Annotated in this window: 14 protein-coding genes and 1 pseudogene; 11 read left to right on the forward strand and 4 right to left on the reverse strand. The window is 52.0% G+C overall.

The features are described 5' to 3' along the window. The first annotated feature begins 601 nt into the window (after positions 1-601). Positions 602-2,833, forward strand: coding sequence for a sodium:solute symporter (locus tag C5Y83_RS27800; RefSeq protein ID WP_105333091.1), 2,232 nt, complete (start codon positions 602-604; stop codon positions 2,831-2,833). A gap of 267 nt (positions 2,834-3,100) precedes the next feature. On the opposite strand, the gene C5Y83_RS27805 is transcribed toward C5Y83_RS27800, so the two are convergent. Together C5Y83_RS27805 and C5Y83_RS27810 are read right to left on the reverse strand one after the other, a co-directional pair. Further along, the gene (locus C5Y83_RS27805) at positions 3,101-5,146 is read right to left on the reverse strand and encodes a S9 family peptidase (RefSeq protein WP_105333092.1); all 2,046 of its coding nucleotides are present in this window, start codon (positions 5,144-5,146) and stop codon (positions 3,101-3,103) included. Positions 5,147-5,651: 505 nt separating this feature from the next. Then, positions 5,652-6,533, reverse strand: coding sequence for an ion transporter (locus C5Y83_RS27810; protein WP_105333093.1), 882 nt, complete (start codon positions 6,531-6,533; stop codon positions 5,652-5,654). Positions 6,534-7,298: 765 nt separating this feature from the next. Between C5Y83_RS27810 and C5Y83_RS27815 the strand changes: the two genes are divergently transcribed. From C5Y83_RS27815 to C5Y83_RS27840, 6 genes are all read left to right on the forward strand, one after another. Continuing rightward, a complete protein-coding gene (locus tag C5Y83_RS27815; protein ID WP_105333094.1) occupies positions 7,299-8,258 on the forward strand; it encodes a DUF1559 domain-containing protein in 960 nt (319 codons plus the stop codon). 35 nt (positions 8,259-8,293) lie between these two features. After that, positions 8,294-8,698 (forward strand): carboxypeptidase regulatory-like domain-containing protein, encoded by a 405-nt coding sequence (locus tag C5Y83_RS27820; RefSeq protein ID WP_105333095.1) that lies wholly within the window; start codon positions 8,294-8,296, stop codon positions 8,696-8,698. Positions 8,699-8,789: 91 nt separating this feature from the next. Continuing rightward, positions 8,790-11,486, forward strand: coding sequence for a discoidin domain-containing protein (locus C5Y83_RS27825; protein ID WP_158262563.1), 2,697 nt, complete (start codon positions 8,790-8,792; stop codon positions 11,484-11,486). After that, entirely contained in the window at positions 11,483-12,670 is a 1,188-nt protein-coding gene (locus C5Y83_RS27830) for an AGE family epimerase/isomerase (RefSeq protein WP_105333097.1), read from the forward strand. The genes C5Y83_RS27825 and C5Y83_RS27830 overlap by 4 nt, the downstream gene beginning before the upstream one ends. Next, positions 12,654-14,522 carry a sodium:solute symporter family transporter gene (locus C5Y83_RS27835; protein ID WP_105333098.1) on the forward strand — a complete coding sequence of 623 codons (1,869 nt, stop codon included), beginning with the start codon at positions 12,654-12,656 and terminating at the stop codon, positions 14,520-14,522. The genes C5Y83_RS27830 and C5Y83_RS27835 overlap by 17 nt, the downstream gene beginning before the upstream one ends. A gap of 76 nt (positions 14,523-14,598) precedes the next feature. Then, positions 14,599-15,681 (forward strand): LacI family DNA-binding transcriptional regulator, encoded by a 1,083-nt coding sequence (locus C5Y83_RS27840; protein ID WP_105333099.1) that lies wholly within the window; start codon positions 14,599-14,601, stop codon positions 15,679-15,681. Between the two features lie 200 nt (positions 15,682-15,881). Here the strand turns inward: C5Y83_RS27840 and C5Y83_RS27845 are convergent, their stop codons facing one another. After that, positions 15,882-16,556, reverse strand: a complete 675-nt coding sequence (locus C5Y83_RS27845; protein ID WP_105333100.1) for an SOS response-associated peptidase — start codon at positions 16,554-16,556, stop codon at positions 15,882-15,884. Between the two features lie 760 nt (positions 16,557-17,316). On the opposite strand from C5Y83_RS27845, the gene C5Y83_RS27850 reads away from it, so the two are divergent. Continuing rightward, on the forward strand, positions 17,317-18,852 hold the full coding sequence (locus tag C5Y83_RS27850; RefSeq protein WP_105333101.1) for a Y-family DNA polymerase: 1,536 nt from the start codon (positions 17,317-17,319) through the stop codon (positions 18,850-18,852). Continuing rightward, positions 18,852-21,932, forward strand: a complete 3,081-nt coding sequence (locus C5Y83_RS27855) for an error-prone DNA polymerase (protein WP_105333102.1) — start codon at positions 18,852-18,854, stop codon at positions 21,930-21,932. Before C5Y83_RS27850 ends, C5Y83_RS27855 begins: the two co-directional genes overlap by 1 nt. Before the next feature lie 94 nt (positions 21,933-22,026). On the opposite strand, the pseudogene C5Y83_RS30235 reads toward C5Y83_RS27855, so the two are convergent. Then, positions 22,027-22,365 (reverse strand): annotated as a pseudogene (locus C5Y83_RS30235) (putative zinc-binding metallopeptidase); the annotation flags it as partial. 308 nt (positions 22,366-22,673) lie between these two features. On the opposite strand from C5Y83_RS30235, the gene C5Y83_RS30240 reads away from it, so the two are divergent. After that, positions 22,674-22,946: a hypothetical protein gene (locus C5Y83_RS30240; protein WP_199195166.1), complete on the forward strand. Its 273-nt coding sequence runs from the start codon at positions 22,674-22,676 to the stop codon at positions 22,944-22,946. A 137-nt stretch (positions 22,947-23,083) separates the two neighbouring features. Next, a complete protein-coding gene (locus C5Y83_RS27870) occupies positions 23,084-23,434 on the forward strand; it encodes a hypothetical protein (protein WP_146117954.1) in 351 nt (116 codons plus the stop codon). The last annotated feature ends 288 nt before the right edge of the window (positions 23,435-23,722 follow it).

Here is a 23,722-nt window from a genome sequence, read left to right on the forward strand (position 1 = left end):
CGATCTCGTGGATCGGCAACTTCCGTCGACTTGTCGTGCGGTACGAACATCATTCGTGGATTTACCAGGCCTTCATGCACGTAGCGTGCGGGCTCATTTGTTTACGTAGGTTTTGAAACAGCTTCTAAGTTAAAGAGCTGCGAATTAGTCGTTTCACGATCAATCGGCGCGAACTCGATAAGCAATTCGCTCTGCTCATCAACGATTCTCGTACCAATTCCAGGCTAACGAGCGTCGAGAGTTGACTTCGTTCGAGCTTCGAAACGAAATTCGATGTTAGCACGCAGACTCTGGAGCTGATAATTCTTTTTCGTAGTCCCTCCAAAACGCCTCGCCCATCAAGATCGTTCCCAATCGTATTCCGTACGCCACGTGCATTTTGATTGCTTGTTGAAAGCGACCTTTCCGACGGTCTTTCTACTTGTTTGTGACATCTAAAGTGCGATATCGTGGGGGCATCCCGCCAGCGCTCATAAATTCGCAGGGAGCTGTCTGCTCTAACCAAATTACGCGAATCCTTGAATCCGCTTCGACACCTACCAAACACAGCTTCTTACCTGATTTACCAGGTAAACGCCTTCAAACTCGAGGAAATCGTAACATGACGTGGCCTGACTATGCGGTGTTGTTGGGGTACTTCGTGGTGATGATTGTGATTGGCATCATTTCGGCACGGAGCATCAAGGGACAAGAAGACTACTTCATGGGGGGGAGGGGTTTCGGCAAGATCCTACAGACATTTGCTGCATTTGGCGCCGGCACAGGTTCCAGCGACCCAGTCAATACCGGCCGCACCACGTTCACCTCTGGGCTAAGTGGAATGTGGAGCGTTATGTACTGGCTTTTCGTGACTCCATTTTATTGGATCACAAGCGTATGGTATCGGCGAATGCGGCACCTGACGCTGGGGGACTGGTTCGTTGAGCGATATGAATCCAAAGCCCTGGGAGCAGCGTACTGTGTGTTCGGACTTCTTTTCTTCATGGTCTATGGGTCGATGCTGTTTTCCGCCATTGGCAAAGTGGCAGCACCATTGGCGAATATCAATGCGATTGCAGTCGGCGAAACGGAGATCCCCATCGAGTACATCCTAGTTCCAATCATCGGTGTCGTCGTGCTGGCGTATGGAGTTTTGGGCGGCTTGCGGGCGGCCTACTATACGGATCTGATTCAGGGCATCTGCATCATCCTACTCTCGATAATGCTGATACCTTTTGGTTTGCATGCTCTAGTGGAGCAATTCGGTGATCCCAGCCAAGATAACTTATTGGCTGGCTTTCGTATTTTGCACGAGCAGCTGCCCAAAGAGCACTTCGACCTGGTCGGGTCATCATCCATGAGCGAGTTCCCCTGGTACCGCGTTGTCGCCATCGTGCTGATCAACTTGATGGGTATCGTCGTTCAACCACACTTTATCGCAACAGGGGGCGGTTCGGCTAAAAGCGAGTGGGATGCCCGAGTAGGCCTCGTCGTTGGCAATTTCCTGAAACGCTTCTGTACAGTGGGATGGATGCTTACCGCACTTATTGCGTTGGCGCTCTTTGCAGGCCACCCAGAGCTGGCCGGCGATCCCGACAAGACCTGGGGAATCGCATCGCGGGAACTGCTTTCCCCTGGCTTAACCGGATTAATGGTCGCCTGTCTATTGGCGGCTTTGATGAGCAGCATCGACGCCTACATGATAGTCGGTTCCGGACTTGTCGTGCGAAACCTTTATGCAGCCTACGTCAACGAGGACGCCACAGAGCAAGAATGCGTTCGTGTAGGCCGACTAACCGGAAGCGTCATCGTTGCTGGTGCAGTGCTGATTTCGCTACTAATGATGGACGTGTTCGAGCAATTGCAATTAACCTGGGTCCTTGCTGTTCTTTTCGCAGCCCCTTTCTGGGTCGGTATGTACTGGCGGCGTGCGACAACTTCCGCCGCTTGGATCACTTTGGCTTACTGCGCTATCGTATTCTTTATTGCCCCTAACTTGTTGCCGTTGGTACCAGGAGTTCGAACGGCAGCTTCCTACACCGTTACGAATGATATCTTGGAGACAACAACCACTCGGCCAGCAGCTCCCTCCGATGTCGCCCGCCGCAATTTGGATATCGAGTTATGGCGTGATCAACACCAGCAAGTGAAACAACAGTTGGCAATCGCTAAGGGGGAGAATGATGCCGCCAAGATCGCCCGACTCGAGCAGCAGGAAGAGCTTCTTGAATCAGAAGGACCTCAAGAATTGGCCGTCGGTGATCAGATGACCGAAGTCACGCGAACAGGCGGACAACCAATTTTTTGGAGCGGTCGTGTCTCCCCCATTGACGAAAATGGCGATCCAATTGAAGACATTCAGCTAACCTTGGTGAAAGAGCAACGCTTGGATGAGAATTCAACGCAAAAGATAATGCGTTACCCGGAGGACATCAGACTTCTCGCTTCAGGCAATTTCAAACTTGACCTTCTGCTTTTTCAATGGCTTGGCGTTGACCTCCGGTCGAAGAGCAATGCGGCCATCGACACGTTAAGTTTGCTACCCAAGATGGCCGCTCCCCTGCTGGTAATGATTCTCTTCAGCCTGTTTACCAGGCGAAATACCAAGACTGGGCTTGATCGATATTACGCCAAGATGAACACACCGGTCGATCCAGATCACGAGCGAGACCAAAAGAATCTAGCGGCAGCAATGAAGGATCCTTCAGCAATCGAACGTCACAAGATAATTCCCGGCAGCGACTTGGAATTCTACTGGCCGTCGAGGTTAGACCTTGTGGGATTTATCATCTGCGTCGCCGTTTGCTGCGGGATTATTGCAATCGCAGGTTGGGTCGCAGGCATTGGCGGGTAGCGGCAGGAATGACAAATGCAACCGAACGTTGGCGCATGTGTTTTCTACCATCCCTCTTTCCAACTACTCACGAATCGACGAGTGTTCGGCGGTCGCAAACCCTCGTATTCGCCAATGTCGTGTTCAGGTCATGAAAAACCCCGGTTTAGCATTGTCTGCCAAACCGGGGTTTAATGGAGCAATGTCAACATTGTTTGAAATGCAAGAGTGACAACCGTTCAGTGCAACGAACGCAATCTTAGCCAGTACGACGTCGCCAAATCTCACCTATGGCTCTTCAGATTCAAAAGTTAACGTCGTCACATCGACTCGCAGTTCCTCAAGTCGCTTCGCAACGTCAGCCGGCATCTCTTTTTCAAATCGTCCTCCGATCTGCTCCGCTAGAAATGCCTCAATCTCCGCGTACATTGCCATCCGGTTAACGGGTTTAGCGAATCCATGTCCCTCATCGTCCGCCAACAAGTAATCGACCTCATGACCTCGATCGCGAAGTGCGATGGCAATCTGATCAGCTTCCGCTTGTTTCACTCTCGGATCATTCGCTCCCTGGACAATGAGTAGTGGTCGTGAAATCTTCTCGGCGCTAAAGAGCGGACTCGCTTCTCTGATTCGCTGCTTTCCCTCTTCGGTCGCAGGATCTCCAACCATGCCGTAAAGGAAGGCACGTCCAGCCTCCCAGTAAGGCGGAATCGAATCGAGTAATGTGAAGATGTTGCTCGGTCCAACGATGTCGACACCACAAGCATAAAGCTCCGGCGTGAAAGCGAGTCCCGCCAGCGTGGCGTAGCCGCCGTAGCTGCCACCCATGATAGCAACGCGATCCTTGTCCGCGATTCCCTTCTCGATCAAGTATTTCACTCCCCAAGTGATGTCGTCCTGCATCAGCTTCCCCCATTGCAGGTCACCAGCGTTGAGAAACTTCTTACCATAGCCGCCGCTGGCACGGAAATTTGGCTGCAATACCGCGTATCCCCGATTGGCGAGGAACTGAACCTGCGCGTCATAGCCCCAAGTATCGCGAGGTCCTTTTGGACCTCCGTGAACCAGCACGACAACCGGCAAGTTTTTCGGTTCCACGCCAGTGGGTAGCGTCAAATAGGCTGGAATCTCCAAACCGTCGCTGCTTGCATAGCGAATTGGAGTCATTGGTGCGAGATATTCTTCGACCTTCTTCAGTTCGGGTCGCGGTGTGTACTGATGAATGAGTTCGCGTGTTTTCGCGTCGAAGTACCACGCTTCTGCCGCGTACTTGTCGCCATATACGGCGATCAAGAATTTGCTGTAGTCGTTGGTTGAACTCTGGAAGGCTATTTCCCGTCCAGGGAACTTCTCCTGGAGAAACTTGTAGTTGGATTCCCAGGTCTTATCCCGCCAGTAGTTGCGGGTCTTATCGTCGGTGTATGAAGTAGAAATGATTTCATGAGTGTTGCGATCCAATCGAATTCCACCGAAATCAACCGACTTCTCTGGGTCGCTTTCAAATAACTCTAGTTCCATCGTTTCCGGATTCATCTTGAATAGAGTCATCAAGTCGAGGTCACCTTTATTGGTGGCCAAGTAGATGTTCTTATTCTGAGGGTCCCAACCATGGACGGTTGCATCTTCCGTAACGGAAGTTTCATAGATCGGAACGAGATCGTCGCCGTCTTTTCGTAACAAGGTCGTATTGCCCGCCGGATCCGTTCGACTAAGCAAACGGAGATTGTCGTCCCAGTCGAATTCGTAACCGGTTATGCGTTCGTCGTTTTTATAGACTAAAGTCAATTTGCCCGTCGAAATCTCGAGTTGATAGAGATCGTGCCAAGCCTTATCTCGATCATTCAGCCCCACCCAAAGGAGGTCGGGATTGTTGTGACTGGCGTGCATCATCCGCGCAGTAACATCGTCCATGGGCGTCAGATTGCGGGCATTAGGCGTCTCTCTATCCCCCTCTGGTTTCTCATTCGGATCAACGGCGAACAGATTCATGTTCTCGTCTCCCCCTGAGTCTTTTACGAACAGGATGTACTTTCCATCTTCGGTCCAGGTATACCCATACAAAGGCCGACTGCTATCGGTCAACGGGCGAGCCTTGTCGAAAGGCTCTGCGAACTCCTTCACCCACACATTCATGATCCCTTTGTACGGCTTCATGAACGAAATGTACTTACCGTCGGGACTCAATTGGCCGCCAGAAATTTGCGGATTCCCAAAAAAGAGCTCCCGATCCAATAGCGGCGCTTCAGCCGCATGTGCCGTTGATAATGAGAAGTTAGTTTGCATACAGCAGGCCAATAAGGTTGACGCCAATACGGCGATTAATGTTTTGTTCATCAATGAAATCCCAGAGTAGGCGTTATGCAGTGAACAGCATCATTTCGGTAAAATCAGCCAAGTCGATCTCCCGGGACAACGGAACCGCGGTGCACCGCTCGGATAACCAAGACGATCCTAACCGTAATTATCGATAAACTGACTACCCGAAGACCTTAGATATATTAGCATCCTCTTTGCTTCTGGCGATGCCTACGACAGATGCTCTTCTCTAACTCGCTTCCAGCGCAACGATTACAGAGACTCGATTCAATCCGATCTGTCGTAGAGCGTCCAGAGGAGATTGAATCGATGGGCCCGACGAGCGATGCTAAAAACCCAGCGGCAGGCTGGATATCGTTACTTCGCTTCGAATCACACCACTACGCGGTGACAGCTGAAAGGGGCGCGAGGAGCTGCGATTAATTCATTTCTTCCCTCTTAGGCTGTCTGCTATTACTTCTTGCCAGAAGTCTATTTGTTCGTTGTTCCGAAAGGACGCGATTGACGAGTGTCAACAGCTTCTTCAGAGCATGGTTCCACAATACTTGCAGTAGCGAGCGTCGGCTTCGTGTCCTTCTGCCATACAGTTGTCGCACACGCGCACTGTCATGTTCTTCTTAGCGGCCTGGGCGAATTCAGCTGAAACAATCCCCGTCGGCACGATAATCATGCAGTAGCCCAGGAGCATCATGCACGCCGCGAGTGCCTTGCCAAGAGCGGTCGTTGGCGAGACGTCGCCGTAACCTACGGTCGTCATCGTTACGACGGCCCAGTACATGCTTTCGGGTATGGAGCCGAACCCGTTGGACATCGTTTGTCCATCGTCATCAAGTCGACCTCCTTCAATCAGGTGCATTGCCGAACCGACAATGACTACTGAAATTACCACGAACGACAAGAACACGGCAATCTTAGCGCGAGCCGCCCAAATAGCATCTCGCAACGCTTCAGCTTCAGATAGCATGTGGGCCAGCTTGAAGATTCGAAACGCCCGCAAAAGACGCAGGGCACGAATCGTCGTAAGCCGCTGCGTCTCGGCATCGGTCATGATCGGCAGAGCGATTAGATAGGTCGGCAAAATTGCGAGAAGGTCGACGATGCCATAGAAACTGAAAACATACCGTAGTGGGCGAGGGACACAAGCGATTCGAACAACATACTCCACCGTGAATAGAGCCGTGAAAAACCACTCCGCACCGACAAGCAGGGTGCCATATTCGTGCCGAATCGACTCGACGCTCTCGAGCATGATTACCATGACACTGAGCACAATGGCTACAAGCAGTATGACATCGAATAGTACGCCGGCCGGAGTATCGGCTTCAAACACGACCTCATAAATCTGCTGTCGCCACGTGCGTGCGTCATCCGGATCGCTTTTGACGACGTTGCGTTCTAGATTCATTTCCGCAAGTCCTTACAAATTCTCTTCGCTTCCTACGCTAGCAAAACGCGATTCAGCCCAGATGATTGAGATCTTCATTGCGCTGCTCGAAGGCCCAAGCAGCCCCATACTCGTTACGTGATCTGCCTGCCGGACCATGCGACGATTCCACGAACAATACCCACGTAAGCCTACCACACGACCGATCTTCATTGGAGAACGAGATGCCGCTTCTCTTAGAGCAGCCTCAGTGTGAATGGATTGTGCTTATGACTCTCCCCGTTTTGCTGATTCAACGTGGACATAGCGACCTGGGTTCTCTTTCGACCTAATGAGGAGCCTATCGCCACATTCGCAGTTACCCATGCCGCGCACGAAATCTATTGGCTTCTCAAGCCACATTTAGCCTCCCAAGACGCCGTTTCAATTCACCGATAGAAGCAATGTCGAATAGAAGCACATGGGACGACGCGTCTTCTAACCGCCCCGGTAACGAGAAGTGAGCCAACTTCGAGCGAATTCACGTTCGGACCAACCAATTCGTAACTAATAGTGTCTTGACTGGAGCTACTGAGCTCGCTCCCCGGTGGACCACCATTTCTGGAACAGAGATAAAGTTAAAGACGGACTTGCCTCACCCGGAACGAATTCTGCAAACATTATTGACAAGTTTCGATATCCAACTAAGCTTTATGCATCCCACGAGGGATTCCTTTCCCCTGAATGCGATTCACTAACCCCTTGCTCTATTACTCATTAATCACTTATTCAGGATTTTCCGGTTTCATGAGAATTCGTCGCAACGCTTTCACCCTCGTAGAACTTCTTGTGGTAATCGCCATTATCGGCGTCCTTATTGCGCTTCTACTGCCGGCAGTTCAGCAAGCTCGCGAGGCAGCGCGGCGTATGCAATGTTCGAACAATTTCAAGCAGTTGGGTCTTGCACTGCACAACTATCACGACACGTTCGGGGCATTCCCCTACGGCTCTCGCGCGGGAACGGTGAGCTACCCGAATCTATCGGGTGTTAATTGGCGAACTTCGATCCTTCCGTTTCTGGAGCAAAAGAACGTTTTCGACCAACTCAACTTTGAAACGGGTAGTTTCAACGAGCCGTTCACTGGCAACGAAGTCTTGAATAATCTCGTTATCGATGCCTACATCTGCCCATCGAGCCCTGTAGATCCCAAGGTGGCCGCTCCTAATGCGTTGAACGGCAATCAGGGTAGTCTCATGCACCAGTACGTCGGGATCGCTGGCGCTTATCCGGATCCGGGTGGTCGAACTGCCGTGGTAAAGCAAACGGCTCGAGGATATGCCGCGGGAACAGGTATGCTGCGTCCCGGCGAAGTTACTCGATTTCGGAACGCTACCGATGGAACTTCCAACAGCCTAATGGTCTCGGAACAATCAGGCATGGTAGATGGCGTGGTACTGGCAGCCAATTACGGCGGAGGTTGGGCAGGCCAGCCCGAAAGTCATCCCGTCCCGTCGATTGGCAGCACCTCAGAGAACTACTACTACACAGGCCTAACTACGGTCCGTTGGCAGATCAACTATGAGACAGCTACTGCCTCTTCTAGCAGTCAGCCGTACGAGAACAATACGATCCTCAATTCTCTACATCCCGGAGGCGTTATGGGCGCGCTCGGAGATGGCTCGACTCGCTTTATTCCTGAAACCATCGATATGGAAATCTTGCGTCGTTTGAGCGCATGTGACGATGGTCAAACGGTTTCCTTCTAAGCAAAACAGATGACTTCTAGATTGGGAGCCCTAAGATGAAGTCTCCATTACTCACACACTCATCTTCCGCCGTTCTCTTGGCCATGACCGTCTTTTGTGCCGGTTGTTCCGAATCACCGGAGGACGCGAAAGTCAGTGGCCAAGTCACTCTGGATGGCAATCCGTTGTCGTCAGCTGTTATCCTGCTTGAGGACCGCGCGAGCGGTGCCGGGGGAACTGCTGTTATCGAGAATGGGAGTTTTTCATTTCCAACATCCTTGCCGACTGGTAAGTACGCGGTTGCTTTGCAGCCCCCCCCACCGCCTGCGCCGCATGAATCCTCCCCAACACCTATCCGGACAAAATTGCCGCGTCACTTGACCCGCCCAGAAACGAGTGGACTCGAAGCGGAACTTACCCCTGGCGAGAACGCCTTGGACTTCAAAGTTGATTCCAAATAATCTCGCATCTCTAACGTCGTCTTCAACGAGCTACATTCGTTAGCTTTCAATCTAGTCCTGGTGTGGACCAGGGCTTGGAGAATCTATGCCCATGTTTCGTCTTTGGTATTTTGCTACCGTATTCGCTTTGGTTTTCGGGGCCAATACACGATTGCTTTCGGCCGAGGAAGATACGCATTTGTGCATTGTTGGCTCCGCAGAATCGGATCTTTGCCAGGCACTTCAGCAGCAAAACATTCGATTCGAAAGCAAGCCAACTTGGCAATCCGCATTGACTGCGGTGGAGTCCGGTGGTGCGATTGCGGTGTTGGCAGATGGATACCCGGAGTCAACAACTGATCTGCCAGACGAATTCTTCCAAACCGCCGCCAAGAAAGACCTACGTGTCTACCTAGAATTTCCTGGATACGTTCCTGGCATCACGCTGGGATCACCTACGGAAAGTCGCTGGGAGCGGGTCGTTGTTTCCTCGGAAGAGCTTAGCTCGGATCTTAGTAAGTTAAGAATACTGTCGATGAACCGTTGTCGCTTTGTCCCGATGACAGAAGACAGCCCTTTGATGGTTCTCGCTCGAGTAGCAGGCTTCGATAAGGCCGTTTATGGTATTCCGGATTCGGCTAGCCCGCTGCTGGTTCATCTTCCTGCCACAAAAGGGCGTCCGGAAATGTTCCTAGCATCCAGTAAAATGAGTGCCTTTATCACAGCACGATACGCCCCGGCCGGCGCTTGGCAGAAGGTCTGGCAGGCAGTCCTCGCCAAACTTCTTCCGAACAAGCAAAACATCCAACTAACTTGGACGCCCACGGTTCACCCAACCTACAACAAGCAAGACCAGCTTCCGGTCAACGCCGAGCTTGAGGCGTTTCGGCGAGGAGCAAGTTGGTATCTGAAATCGGGTTTGCTCCTAACCTTAAAGACCGAAGAGGTCACGCGATTAGCCGCGGCAAAATCAGAAGTTACGAACCATAAGCCCTTCGATAACCAAGTTGGCGACGGCAGTCTGGGGATGTTAGAAGGATTTGACTCGGGCATTTTACCAGATGGGAGTCAAAGAGTTCGCGTGATCCTTCGAAGCGATTGCATCAGTGAATCGGCAATGGCCTTGGGAATCGCAGGAGAGGTGCTCAACGACGAAAAGCTTTCATCGATTTCCAAGAATCTGCAGGAGTACCTCTACGAACGTTCTGGAGCCGTCCATGGAGATCGAGGAGATCCCTCACACCCATCTTACGGCATGATCGCATGGGGCGTCACAAACGACGCTTGGCTGCGGTCGAACTACGGCGACGATATTGCCCGGGTGGTTTTGTCGACACTTTCAACCGAGTCCACCACGGACGATCATCGGTGGAGTCCTTTCGCATCGCGAGCCATCCTCTCCAATCTCAGGTCGTGTGGCCCCTATGGTTTTAGGCCTGCGAATACGACTCAAAACGATTTGACGAAACATGGATGGGAATACTTTTTCCAGTCTTCAACGGTGCACCTGGCCCCTCACTTTCAATCCTATCTCTGGGCGTGCTATTTGGCGGCCTACCAACAGACGGGAGATGAGCTTCTCTTGCAACGCGCCAAAACGGGTATCCGTGTGATGATGTCAAAATACCCCGATGAATGGCGATGGACCAATGGACTTCAACAAGAGCGCGCACGTATGCTGCTGCCCTTGGCCTGGTTAATTCGCGTAGAGGATAGTCCCGAGCATCGTCGGTGGTTGCGTCGAATCGCCGAAGATGTGATTGCTTGTCAGGATGCTTCCGGGGCTATTCGCGAAGAACTAGGCCAAATCGATCATGGTGGGTTTCCGCCCCACCGCGATAATGAATCGTTCGGTGCCCATGAGGCGCCACTGATTCACGAGAACGGAGAACCAGTATCCGATCTGCTTTACACGACCAATTTTGCTTTCCTTGGCTTGCATGAGGCTGCGGCCGCCACGGGAGATTCCTACTATCAAGATGCGGAAGATCGGCTGGCCAAGTTTCTCTGCCGAATTCAGACATCAAGTGACGTTCATCCTGAACTCGACGGTGCTTGGATGCGTGCATTTGATTTTCATCGCTGGGAGTACTGGGGCTCAAACGGAGATGCCGGCTGGGGAGCATGGTCGATCGAATCAGGCTGGACCCAAGGATGGATCGTGACCGTTCTAGGACTCCGAATCCAGAACACTTCGCTGTGGGAGTCGATCCAGGAGGTTAACGTCGCTGATGCTTATGACAAGCAACGCTCAGAGATGCTCCCCCAGGAGCACATCGCTTCGCTTGAAAAAGCCCCGTTACTGCATGAAGCTCGTTACGCCAAGACCAATTGGCAAACGAATCCCGCGAAGAATTACTCCTTTTTTGGCCCCAATTCCTTGACCGATGGCCTGCTAGGAAGTTCCTCGTATCACGATGTCCAATGGACTGGAATCGAGGGAGAACCTCTTATCGTGACCATCGATCTGGGACATGAAGTCTCGCTAAGTAAGGTCGCCATCCATGCCTTACAAAGTCAGCCTGTTGGAATTTACTTTCCTTCGGAAGCGAATGTGTCCTACTCCCAGGACGGACGAACCTTCACGGAATGGAAGAACGCGAAATGGCAAGCCCAGGATGACTTTGAGCAATCCCAGAAATGGTTCTCGATCAGCGGCGAGTCAATGTCCACGCGATATTTGCGTGTAGCCATTAATAGTCGGGGAAGCATTCCCGAAGGCAAACAGGCTGCCGGTCGGGACGCGTGGCTGTTCGTCGATGAGATTGCTGTCAATCCAGTATTTGAGAGCAGCAAGGAGGTCCAATGACCTCGGAAGAAATTCGGATCGCCAAGTTACGGTTTCGGGATGATCTGTTTAACGACACCCTTCCCTTCTGGCTTGATCGTTGCATCGACGAAGAGCATGGCGGCTACTTCACAGCGTTTGATCGCGACGGAACACGGCTTCAAACGGATAAGTCGGTTTGGTTCCAAGGGCGTTTCGCATGGATGCTGGCGACGATCGCTGATCAAGTCGATCCGCGTGAATATTGGTTGAAGCAGGCTCGAAGCGGTATCGACTTCTTGACGCGACACTGCATCGATCGGGATGGCAGATACTTCTTCCTAGTTACCAGGGATGGCCAGCCACTGCGAAAACGTCGGTATGTATTCTCCGAATGTTTTGCGGCGATGGCCTACGCAGCGTACGGCAAGGCGGCTGATAGTGATGAACACCTGCAGATGGCGATCGATTTGTTTCGCAACATTCGCCATTACACAGGCCCCGATTCAAAGCTGCCTCCCAAGATAAATCCGCGTGTACGAGCCATGAAGTCCTTGGCAACTCCCATGATCTTAATTGGTGTTGGTCAAGAGGTTCGAAAGGCAACTCACCTACAAGATTGCAACGAGGTCATTGACCATTGCATCGAAGAGATTCGTCGAGACTTCATGAAAGAAGACCTAGACTGCGTCTTAGAGAACGTGGGAATGCGAGGCGAAGTGATCGACACGTTCGATGGGCGTCTCGTCAATCCCGGCCACTCCATTGAGTTGGCTTGGTTTTTAATGGAGGAAGCTCGGCAACGAGATCTGCCTGACGTGGCCTCATTGGGCCAACAAATCCTTGACTGGTCGCTTGAGCTCGGTTGGGACCGACAGCATGGCGGTTTGTACTACTTCCGCGACTGCCAAGGGCTACCGTGTGCCGAATACTGGCACGACATGAAATTTTGGTGGCCTCATGCCGAGGCGATCATTGCAACACTGCTTGCCTGGCGTATGACGGGCGATGACAAGTATTGGAATTGGCACAAGACGATCTTCGATTGGTCTTACGAACACTTTGCTGATCCTGAGTTCGGAGAATGGTTTGGCTACTTACATCGCGATGGCTCACTATCAAGCACAATGAAAGGAAATCAATGGAAGGGACCGTTCCATCTGCCGCGGATGCAATTCTATTGCTGGCAACTGCTTGAGGAAGTGATTCATGCCCAACCTGTTTGATTCCGCGCATCTTAACTGGCTCGACTGGAGTGTATTGGGAGTTTATTTCGGTGGCCTGATCCTGTTGGGGTTCGTACTGCGCAAGCAGAGCGGAGAAGATCTTGAGGGCTACTTTCTAGCTGGTCGCAAACTCCCAGGTTGGCTGAATGGCTTCTCGTACGCTGCAACGTGCATGAATGCGGATGTTGCGCCGGCATATTGTGGCATGACCGTCATGACTGGAGTGTTTATCTGCTGGTTCTATTTCGCCCGATTTGGCTTGGCGCTGATGATCGCAGCATTGCTATTCGCTGGCCTGTGGCGAAGACTGAACCTGCGTACTTCGCCCGAGTTCTACGAACTACGATTCAGCGGCTCGGCAGCCTTAACAATGCGGAGTTGGGTGGCATTGCGAAGTGCATTGATCGCATTGCCAGCCTGGACCGGAGCCGGTTTATTAGGCTTGCACAAGATCTCGTCCCCTCTGCTTGACTGGTCAATATTCACCACACTCGCGGTGGTGATTCCGGTAATCTTGTTCTACGTGCTAGCCTCGGGTTATGTCGGAGTGGTTACGTCTGATTTTTTTCAGACTCTGATCATCATCGGCAGTTCCATCTTGCTAATGATGATCGTACTGGTCGACTTTGGCGGACCAACACAGCTCTATGTGGCACTCGAAAATTCGGTCGGTAGTGAGGCAGCCAGTGTCTTTCCCCCCATCGGACACGAGGTTCTAGGCCTTGTTGCGATCGCCGCATGGACGATGGGAACTGCCATCGGTTACGGAGGCGATGCCGCTCCGATGGCAGGCGCTATGGAAGGGCAACGTATTCTCTCCTGCCGTAACGAGCGCGAATCGGCCAAGATGTATGTCTGGACGACTCTCATTCTCTTTCTGTTGCTGGCCACACTAACCTTGCCGGCATTGGCAGCAATGATCCATTGGCCGGAGGTCAGAACGGCCGAAAAGAAGGAGCTTGCGTACGGAATGTTAATGGCCAAGTATTTACCCCCAGGATTACTAGGGCTTTCATTGAGCGCCGTCCTGGCCTCTATCATGAGCACGGTAAGTTCTAATATGAATTTCGGTGCCCAGGTACTCGTAAACGATGTTTACCAGCGCTCGCTGATTAAAAAGGCATCCCTTCCACATTACCTCTTGATGGGAAAGATCTTTTCCGCAGGCATTCTAGTTCTGGGAATAATAGTAGCAGTCACCGCGACAAACGTAATCCAGATCTCGATCTTTATGCTAGGGCTTTCATCTGCCGAATTAACAGCGAACTGGGCTCAATGGTGGTGGTGGCGTTTTAATGGATGGGCTCGATTGACCGCATCGCTGGGTGGTCCGCTGATCTTCTTACTCAACAAATTATTTCTATTTCCAAACCCGTGGTTTTCTTTTCCGAACCTGTTGGACTTCGGACCGCATAACGACTACATGATCATTTTTATTTCCATGGGTATGACATTGATCGCCTGGGTCGCGGTCGCGTTGCTTACCCCACCCGAGCCAATGGAACACTTGGTCGAATTCTATCGGCGTGCGCGTCCCTACGGATTTTGGCGTCCCGTAGCCGAAGCCGCTGGGGAACCGTTACCTCCGCAAGGTCGCATCGCTCTCGGCTTTATCGTGGCACCATTCGGAACGGTCATGGCCGCGACTGGCATCCTGACACTTTCTCTGCTCTATTTGGGACAATGGAATGGAGCGGTGACGACCTTTGGGGTAATGCTCATCACAGGGACCATATTCTATGTTGGATTCAGCAAGCTAATTCGGCCTCCCGATGGCGACAATACCAAATCCAATGCCCCAAAAAATCCCGCAGTCGAAACGGTAGAAGCACAGGTTGTCGAGAACTCCTAAGCCGGATTGCAAAATATAAGGAAACCGGAATATAGTTTCCTGTTCCCTTTCTTCGTTTCTCGATAGAACAAGCATCATGAATGTTGAATTCGACCGGCCCAAAAGAGTCCGTTTAGTCGATATCGCCGAAAAAGTAGGTGTTTCCAGGCGATCGGTCTCAGCCGTCCTGCTCGGAACAGGTGGAAGTCGTGTCAGCGTCGGAGAAGAAAAGGCGAAAGAAATTCAGCGGGTTGCCAAGTCGATGGGCTACCAACCCAATCTCGCGGCACGCCAGCTAGTCGGAAAGCGTTCACACACTTTTGGATTGCTGGTCGCATCGGCGGGCGATCCACTGCGTTCGTTCCTGATTCAGCATCTCGATGAAGAAGCTGCGGCACACGGCAATCGTACCCTGATCGGAAATACCGTCGTTGCCCCAGACCGCTTCGATAAGAACGTTCAGCTATTCACCAACAGCGGCGTCGATGGCGTTCTATGCGCAGTGCACAATTGGTTACCAGGTGACCGTCTCGCCCTGTTGACGCAGCATCCTTGTACCGTCTTCTATGAAGATCCAGGGATTCGCGATGCATGCTTTGTATCCGTCGACCGCGCAGGGGCGATCCATCAAGCGACAAGACATCTCATTGAGCGGGGCCGTCAGCGGATTGGCCTGGCATTAACAGCCAAATCGAAGAGAAGTCAGAAAGATCGCCTACGTGGCTACAAACAGGCACTAAGCGAGAGTAGCCTAAAATACGAGCCGGAGTTGGTCTTCTACGCTTCGCCAAAACACAAAGATGCGTACGCTCGTCACGACGTTGATAGCTTGAAATGGAGCTTTCCTGAGGCAGTAATTGATGACCTCATCCAAAGGATTGTTATAGATCAATCGGCAGACGCCATTATCGCCCAGGACGATTATTGGGCAGCCACACTCATAAAGAGACTACATCGAAGCGGGATTCGCGTTCCAGACGATATAAGTATTGTCGGTTACTTGAATCATTACCTAACAGATTTTACTGCTCCTGCGCTTACCACTATTGATCTGAACCATATGGCTGCGGCGAAGGAAATGGTATCGATGCTCGAGAAAATGATCAGCGGCGATTCATTACCCTTGGAACAGCGACAGGTTTTGGTGCAACCTAAGTTAATCCAACGTGAATCAACTTAGGCTGTCTTCACCGAAAGTTTAATGCTTCTTCCAAGTCCATCACGCGCCAACCTTGACAATTCAAATCCAAAGCCTTCATCCACCGAGCTTCCAACTCGACCGCTGATCCATGAGGTCACAAGTATTGGGTTACTGGCGCAGGCATCAATAGCTCCCCAGCAGTAGTAACGACGCAGCTAGAGGCACGACGACAAGAAGCACTACCCCAATTCGATTGGCTCCACACACTCTGGCTTATCGTTCTTTGGGCTGCCTACCATTGGGTCGACCGGGTAGCGTTGCATCTCATCGGACGGATAGGGTGCAAGCATCGCCTTGAGTCGGTCGACGTGGTCAAATTCAGGGTTTAGCCAGTTTTCCAGATGTCGTTCTTGTAGGATTACTGGCATTCGGTCGTGAACGTCCTCAACAAGTTCGTTAGCAGTCGTGGTGATGATCGTGCACGACTGCATCGGCTGGTGTCCTTTCGTCCAGGTTTCCCACAGGCCGGCGTAACCGTAAGGTGCTCCATCCTTCTTTTGAAACAGGTATGGTTGCTTCTTGCTGCCTTGTCTCTGCCATTCGAAAAAGCCATCGGCCAATACCAGGCAGCGGCGTCTTTTGAATGCGGATCGATATGATGGCTTCTCCTGAATCGTCTCGCTGCGTGCGTTGATCATTTTGTAGCCGATCTTCTCGTCTTTTGCCCAAGATGGAATCAAGCCCCAACGCATCAGAACGATCTCCCGCATACCGCTGTCCTCACCTAATCGTAAGACGGGAACTTTTTGCGAGGGCGCAATGTTGTACCGCGGTGAAATCTCAATCTCTGACTGCGCCGAGTACATCTGGAGCAGTTGATTAAGCCGGGCACGAAGAGTGTAGCGGCCACACATGAAGCATTTCCTTGCTCGTTGAAATTTGCTGATTGATGCTTGACACAAAGTGTACAAGTGTACATATTCTATGCCGAGGAAGCAGCAATGAGGACTGATCATCATTTTAACGAACCCAGGCAAACGATTGCCGACCTCCAACAGCAAATTCGGAGCCTGGAGAGGGGGACGGTCTCGACCGAAAAGACCATCAGGAAAACGGGTTGCCGAGCCCTGGATGCGATGTTTCCCCAGCAGGGAATTCGTCCAGGGAGTCTGGTGGAATGGATCGAAAGTGGAACGGCCAGCGGTGCCGGCACGTTGTCGCTACTGATAAGCCGACAAGTGTGCCAACCAGCGCGCCCCATTTTCCTGATAGATCCCCAGCGGCAACTTTACTCCCCCTCACTGGCAACCTTGGGAATCGATCTTTCATGCTTAATACTTGTACGTCCAACTACCGAACGGGATGCCCTCTGGGCTTGCGAAGAGGCCTTGCGTTCCTGCTCAGCAGGAATTGTTTGGGCACAGATCGACCACCTCTCGGTGACAGCGGCGAGACGCTTGCGACTGGCAGCGGAAGACTCGGAAAGCGTCTGTTTTCTACTCCGCCCTCACAAAGCTTTGCGACAAACTTCCTGGGCAGAAGTACGTCTTGTGGTTGAGCCTCAACGTTCCAATAGCGAGTCTCTAAGATACCGAGTTTCGGTTGCCTACAGCCAAGGCAGAACCCTTCGTTCAACGATGGACCTTCAGATTGACCAACATCGAGGAACGATCGATGAGTTCTCAGGCCCAGCCACAAAGGGTTCTCTGTTGCTGGTTTCCTAACTGGTCCGTTCAACGACTCGTTGCTAATCAACCAGAACTGAGACGATCTATGGTGATTCTCACTGAGCATACAAAACGGGGGGACTTTGTTTATCAATGCAACAATTTGGCGAAGCGACGTGGGGTACAACCTGGCATGCCTGTCTCGGAAGCAGAGACCTTGGCCAAAGCCCACGATTCACTCGAGCTGAGACAAATATGCCCTGATCAGGACAAAACCGCCCTGGTTGAGATGGCCCTATGCTGTGAGCCCTACAGCTTTTGCATCGGCCTGGAAGAAGCAGATCGTCCCGAATGCCTGTTGATGGACGTGACTGGCATCGCCCACTTCTTTTCAGATGAATACGGACTGATGGAACAATTGCAACGGGAGCTTTCGTCTCAAGGATTCGAAACCAAGTTAGCGATCGCCAACACCGTGGGAATGGCGTGGGCAGTTACCCACTGTCTGGAACAAGAACAGAGAGCAATCATCCCCGCTACGGATTGTGCGTTTCAGAATAAGCTGCCTGTAAAAACGTTGCGTCTTCCCGAGACGATTCTGGCCAAGCTACAACGGCTGGGCATTTACACGATCGGTCAGGTACAAAAATTAGACCGCTGCTCGCTTTGGTCCCGATTCGGGGAGGAGCTTCTGAGGCGAATAGATCAGTTATCCGGCGAACGTGCCGAATCGATTTCGCCTTGTCGACCTGTGCCTAGATTTATCGTCTCACGACACCTGGACGATGGACTTAGCCAACCAAAAATCATCGAGCAGCTTGGGTTCTCACTGCTCGAACAATTGGTGAGTTTACTGTCTTCGATGCGGCTGGGAACTCGCCATCTGCATTGCCACTTTGTTACCGAAAATCAAACCGAACACGAAATCAACATTCGGTTGTGTGCTGCTACTGCTGATGTTCGCCGCTTGGCCGACCTGATGCGTTTACAGCTGGAGCGACAGCATTGGAACGCCCCCTTGATTGGCCTTCGCCTAGAGGCTTTAGAGGTAGCTCCCCTGGATCGTCCTCAGCAGGAAATGTTTGAGGGGACAACTCACGATCAGACTTGTCGCCTTTCTCAACTTTTAGATCGAGTTAGTAGTCGACTCGGCGATGAGGCCGTGATGCGACCTGTTTGTCGCCCCAATCCCATTCCAGAGCTGTCGGTTCGATTAGTACCCATAACCGAGGTATCCTCCGCCAAAACGGTAGAGCAGAATGCATTGCTTCCCTTGGACCGTCCCACGGCCTTGTTCCTCTCTCCACGGCCCATCGAAGTCATCGCGGTAATCCCTGATGGTCCTCCCACTGCGCTATTTTGGAAATCAGATCGCTTTGAGATTGCCCAACACTGGGGGCCAGAACGAATTGAATTCGGCTGGTGGCTAGGACCTTTTGTGCGACGCGACTACTACCACGTTGCAACGACCGAGGGGAAACGGCTGTGGGTATTTCGACGTTTGCAAGACAATCGCTGGTTCTGGCACGGGGAATGGTTCTGATGCGTTACGCCGAACTCCACTGCCTAACCAATTTTTCCTTTCTAGAAGCAGCCTCACATCCTGAAGAATTAGTTACCCGTGCGGCTGAGTTAGACTATTCCGCGTTGGCCATTACCGACCGAAATACCTTAGCCGGGGTTGTGCGGGCTCACACCGCCGCCAAAGATCACAACATCAAGATCATCATCGGTTCAGAAATTGTGCCCATCGATGGCCCACCGGTTGCCCTCTGGGCTACTTGTCGAGAAGGTTATGCCAATCTCTGTCGACTGATTACATTAGGACGGCGACTGGCTCCCAAGGGAGAATGCTACCTTACCGTTGAAGACATCGCGGCCCACACGCCAGGTGTTTTAGCAGGCATCGTTCCTTCAGAGCATTCTGAGCAACTATCCTTAGAAGATTTGCATCGCTATCGGGAGATCTTCGGTGATGCTGCTTACCTGTTGGCAGAACTGCATCACGGCCCGCACGACCGGTATCGCCTCGATTGGCTGCGAACGTGTTCTCATAAGTCCGCTCTTCCCTTAGTCGCAGCTGGCAACGTGCTGTTCCATATTCAGGAGCGAAAACCGCTGCATGATGTTCTCACCGCAATTCGGCTACGTACTTCAGTCGCCCAGGCAGAAGCACATCTACAACCGAATGGACAGCGGCATCTACGACCACAGGACAGGCTGCAAGCGATCTTCGCCGAAATACCCGAGGCTCTTCGTCGTACACAGGAAATTGCCGACCGGTGCATGTTTCGCTTGGATGAACTTCGTTACGAGTACCCGGAAGAACTGGCTCCAGTCGGGATGACGCCTATGCAGTACCTTCGGCATTTGACCTGGGAGGGGGCAGCCCACCGTTTTCCCAAAGGCATCTCTGGGAAGGTTCAGCAGCTATTGGAACACGAACTGCGGCTGATTGAAGACCTGCGATATGAGCCCTATTTTCTCACGGTATGGGATCTGATGCGGTTTGCCCGCTCGCAAGAGATTTTATGCCAAGGACGGGGATCGGCCGCCAACTCAGCCGTCTGCTATTGCCTGGGAATTACCTCTGTCAATCCTGCAAGAATCGATGTCTTGTTTGAGCGGTTCATCAGTCGGGAGCGGGACGAGGCCCCTGATATCGATGTCGATTTCGAGCACGAACGCAGGGAAGAGGTTCTGCAGTACGTCTACGAAAAGTACGGGCGAGACCGAGCTGGCATCGCCGCGGTAACTATCACCTATCGTCCTCGTTCCGCTATTCGCGACGTGGGCAAAGCCTTGGGGCTTTCACTCGACATAGTCGATCGCCTAGCTAAGAACGCGGATCATTACCGAGCCACCACCGACTTCGCGGCGCGATGCGGCGAGATGGGGCTGGATGCCAAATCGAATCTCGGCCAGAAATTTCTCTACCTGGTCCGGGAACTCATCGGATTTCCCCGGCATCTTTCACAACACACAGGCGGCATGGTAATCACTCGAGGTCCACTGCATGACCTGGTTCCCATCGAAAACGCAACCATGCCAGGGCGAACCGTGGTTCAGTGGAACAAGGACGATCTTGACGATCTGGGCATTCTCAAGGTCGATTGCCTAGCACTGGGAATGCTGACCGCAATTCGCAAAATGTTTCAGATGATCGAAGCTAACACCGGCCAAAAACATACTCTGGCCAGCATTCCCGAAGGAGATTCCAAGGTTTACGACATGATCTGCAGGGCGGATACAATCGGCATCTTTCAGATTGAAAGCCGTGCCCAGATGAGCATGCTGCCTCGTTTGAAACCGCGATGTTATTACGACTTGGTTATTGAAGTAGCGATCGTGCGGCCAGGGCCAATCCAAGGGAACATGGTTCACCCCTACTTGCGCCGCCGGTTTGGCGAAGAAGAGACGATCTACCCCAACGAGGCAATTCGTGAAGTGCTGAAGAAAACTCTTGGGGTTCCCCTCTTTCAAGAGCAATGCATGCAATTGGCAATCGTCGCCGCAGGCTTTACCCCAGGCGAAGCCGATCAGCTTCGACGGGCTATGGGAGCCTGGCGACGTCCCGGGATCATCGACCAGTTCCGCGCTAAACTGTTAAACGGTATGAAGAAGCATGGTCTGGAAGGTGAATTTGCCGAGAGAGTCTTCCAGCAGATCCGTGGATTCGGAGAGTACGGTTTTCCGGAAAGTCACGCGGCAAGTTTTGCTCTCCTGGTTTATATTTCTGCCTGGCTCAAATATTACTATCCGGCCGAGTTCGCCGCTTCGATCATTAACAGTCAGCCCATGGGATTCTATGCTCCATCCCAGATCATTTCTGACGCCCAAAAGCATCAAGTGCCGGTCTGGCCTATCGACGTCAACCGTAGCGATTGGGACTGTACGATTGAGAACCAAGGAATTCGATTGGGACTTCGTCTGGTGGGAGGTTTCCCACAACAAGTCGCTAAGAAAATCTCAGAAACGCGAAGCGAAGCCCCATTTAGTTCTATGTCCGACTTTATTCGGCGCACCAGGCTTCCCCAAGCACAAATTGAAATCCTGGCTGATGCGGACGCTTTAGCCAGCCTACAAGGATCTCGCCGAGACGCCCTCTGGAATGCTCTTTCACTCGACAGGAAGCCGCGACAACAGTGGCTGTTCGATCAAGTCGATGACCCGACCGAACCACTCGTCACCTTGCCGGTAATGTCCCAGGAGGAAGAAGTCTACGCCGACTACCGATCCACGGGACTTTCGCTGAGATCACACCCTATCGCATTTCAGAGGGAACGTTTGAAACGACTACAAGTCACTCCCGCTAGTGAGCTTCCCAATATTCCGAATGAATCCTTAGTCAAAGTCGCCGGAATTGTCCTCTTGCGACAGCGTCCCAGCACGGCCAAAGGAATCACGTTTGTGACGCTGGAAGACGAAACCGGTACGATAAACTTGGTCATACACCACAAGACTTGGGAGCGGTTTCGAAAGATTACCAGGCATTCTCAGGCCTGGATCGCCCATGGGAGGCTGGAAGCCAAGGATACCGTGATTCACGTAGTAGTGCGGCGACTGGAAGACTTAAGTTCACGCTTGCTCTCGCTTCATACGAAATCACGTGACTTTCGCTAGATGAAAACGCGAAACGTAAGCTGTCCTCTGTGTCCGGGCGCACCGAAAGAGGCAGTAACCTAAACTCGATTCTCCATTTTGCGTCTGCCTCACTTTAGCGAATGCACCCTCTATTAATGCGGCAGTAGCGCCTCCGCCAAATCAGCGAAACAAGTACAAATCGTGGCTCGTTTTTTGAAACAGCTTCCAACCAGTCCATATCGGCAACGAGCTGATCCCGGTAGTAATGGCCGATCACGTGACGCACGTGCCCGAGCAGAGTACGATAAGGCTCACGCATCGGGCACCTGGTCTATTCCCGAACTAAATCTTCTGCTCCCTCGAAGTTCAAGGTGATTAATCCATTGGCGTGGCCTGTCCGTACCCGAGGTCCATTTGCGGGCGAACGAAGAAAGTCAAACAGAACGCCACGATCGGGATCTTCGCTATCTTTAGATAGTACAAGACGTCCTACCTAAAGGAGTTGCGTTACCAACCTTCGCTTAGCCTTCTCGCTTTTACGCCACCACAAAACATTTCACGATCGCCTATATCAGGGATGGTCCGCTCGCTGTGGGTCGTGAATTGACTTTCCCCGCATTCCCTGATCCGGCACATGGTCGGATTAGTATTTCTATCCGAGGGAATACAAAAGTTCCTGCTCCCGGATACTCGTGGTGTCGGCAGCTTCGTAAAGATCAAGCTGCCTGAACTGGAACCACTTGCTTAGCAGTTGATCAAATCGAGGTAGTTTGCGGGGCGGTGATTGTAGCTGGATTCCTGACGCGTTTCTCCGCGCTCCCCAAGATAACAATCATGGTGGTGGCAATCGACACAACCAAACGGCCTATCATATGGGTGGATGGTTTCTGGGAAATGGCCGACGCCGCAAGCACTGACTTTTGCACGTTACTAGGTTCCATCTATTTGCTTTTTGGTGGGAGCCGGCCCCGTATCATTCGATTGGCTACTTGCGCCTCGGAGACCAACGTCGTAGCACAACATTTCTCTTCGCTGAAATTTGAACCGAGTTGACGCAACAAGGCATCGTGAACTATGATAAAAAAGTATTACTTTTCCCTTTTCACTGCCTTCTCGGCTCGTCCATGATCCTCCGCTGTTTTGCAAGCCGAATTCTTGTCACGGCAGGCGTAACTCTTTGCGTCTTCTCCATGGTGGAAAATGCAGAGGCAACGTGTGGAGATTGGTTAGCTGAACCTCATTCTGAAATGCAGGAATCCACGGCGCATGATGCGAAAGCGTCGGAGGATGAATCTGATGACGAATTGACGGAGAATCCGGCATCTGAGAAACCATGTCATGGTCCCTCGTGTCGCAAAGATTCTCGCCAGCCGATCGCTCCTGCCCCAGCACCACCTAATACATCACACCGAGATCTTGTCGCCATCGCTTTGACCGCAACGGCTGACACAAGTGACGGCAATGTGAACACTCTCTATGAACGGGAAGTATCTGCTTCCCAAGGGCACCCAACGGAAATCGATCATCCTCCGCGATTCTAGTCCCATCTTCTTAAACCGATTCCGGTCCAATTCGTCTGCGCGGCTCGTTCGTGCGTCATCAAAGCGCACTTACGCTATCCGCTTATGAATGCTGCTGAGATATCGTAACCATGGGCAATTTCTGTGGGCCCATTTATGCGATGGTCATCGGTAGCTTCTAAACGCTGGACAATAAGTGTTGGCTCTCGGCGGTTCCATCTGCATTGCACGCTGAAATCGATCTAATCGAACCTCACGCGTCATGCAGAATCAACATCTCGAAAGAAGTCCTTTTGTTGAAATCGCAAA

Source organism: Blastopirellula marina (assembly GCF_002967765.1).
GTDB classification, from domain to species: Bacteria; Planctomycetota; Planctomycetia; order Pirellulales; family Pirellulaceae; genus Bremerella; species Bremerella marina_A.

What these genes read in the sequence shown, in the direction of transcription:
- C5Y83_RS27800 (WP_105333091.1), top strand. Translation starts at nt 602, where the DNA reads ATGACGTGGCCTGACTATGCGGTGTTGTTGGGGTACTTCGTGGTGATG.
- C5Y83_RS27805 (WP_105333092.1), bottom strand. Translation starts at nt 5,146, where the DNA reads ATGAACAAAACATTAATCGCCGTATTGGCGTCAACCTTATTGGCCTGC.
- C5Y83_RS27810 (WP_105333093.1), bottom strand. Translation starts at nt 6,533, where the DNA reads ATGAATCTAGAACGCAACGTCGTCAAAAGCGATCCGGATGACGCACGC.
- C5Y83_RS27815 (WP_105333094.1), top strand. Translation starts at nt 7,299, where the DNA reads ATGAGAATTCGTCGCAACGCTTTCACCCTCGTAGAACTTCTTGTGGTA.
- C5Y83_RS27820 (WP_105333095.1), top strand. Translation starts at nt 8,294, where the DNA reads ATGAAGTCTCCATTACTCACACACTCATCTTCCGCCGTTCTCTTGGCC.
- C5Y83_RS27825 (WP_158262563.1), top strand. Translation starts at nt 8,790, where the DNA reads ATGTTTCGTCTTTGGTATTTTGCTACCGTATTCGCTTTGGTTTTCGGG.
- C5Y83_RS27830 (WP_105333097.1), top strand. Translation starts at nt 11,483, where the DNA reads ATGACCTCGGAAGAAATTCGGATCGCCAAGTTACGGTTTCGGGATGAT.
- C5Y83_RS27835 (WP_105333098.1), top strand. Translation starts at nt 12,654, where the DNA reads ATGCCCAACCTGTTTGATTCCGCGCATCTTAACTGGCTCGACTGGAGT.
- C5Y83_RS27840 (WP_105333099.1), top strand. Translation starts at nt 14,599, where the DNA reads ATGAATGTTGAATTCGACCGGCCCAAAAGAGTCCGTTTAGTCGATATC.
- C5Y83_RS27845 (WP_105333100.1), bottom strand. Translation starts at nt 16,556, where the DNA reads ATGTGTGGCCGCTACACTCTTCGTGCCCGGCTTAATCAACTGCTCCAG.
- C5Y83_RS27850 (WP_105333101.1), top strand. Translation starts at nt 17,317, where the DNA reads ATGAGTTCTCAGGCCCAGCCACAAAGGGTTCTCTGTTGCTGGTTTCCT.
- C5Y83_RS27855 (WP_105333102.1), top strand. Translation starts at nt 18,852, where the DNA reads ATGCGTTACGCCGAACTCCACTGCCTAACCAATTTTTCCTTTCTAGAA.
- C5Y83_RS27870 (WP_146117954.1), top strand. Translation starts at nt 23,084, where the DNA reads ATGGTGGAAAATGCAGAGGCAACGTGTGGAGATTGGTTAGCTGAACCT.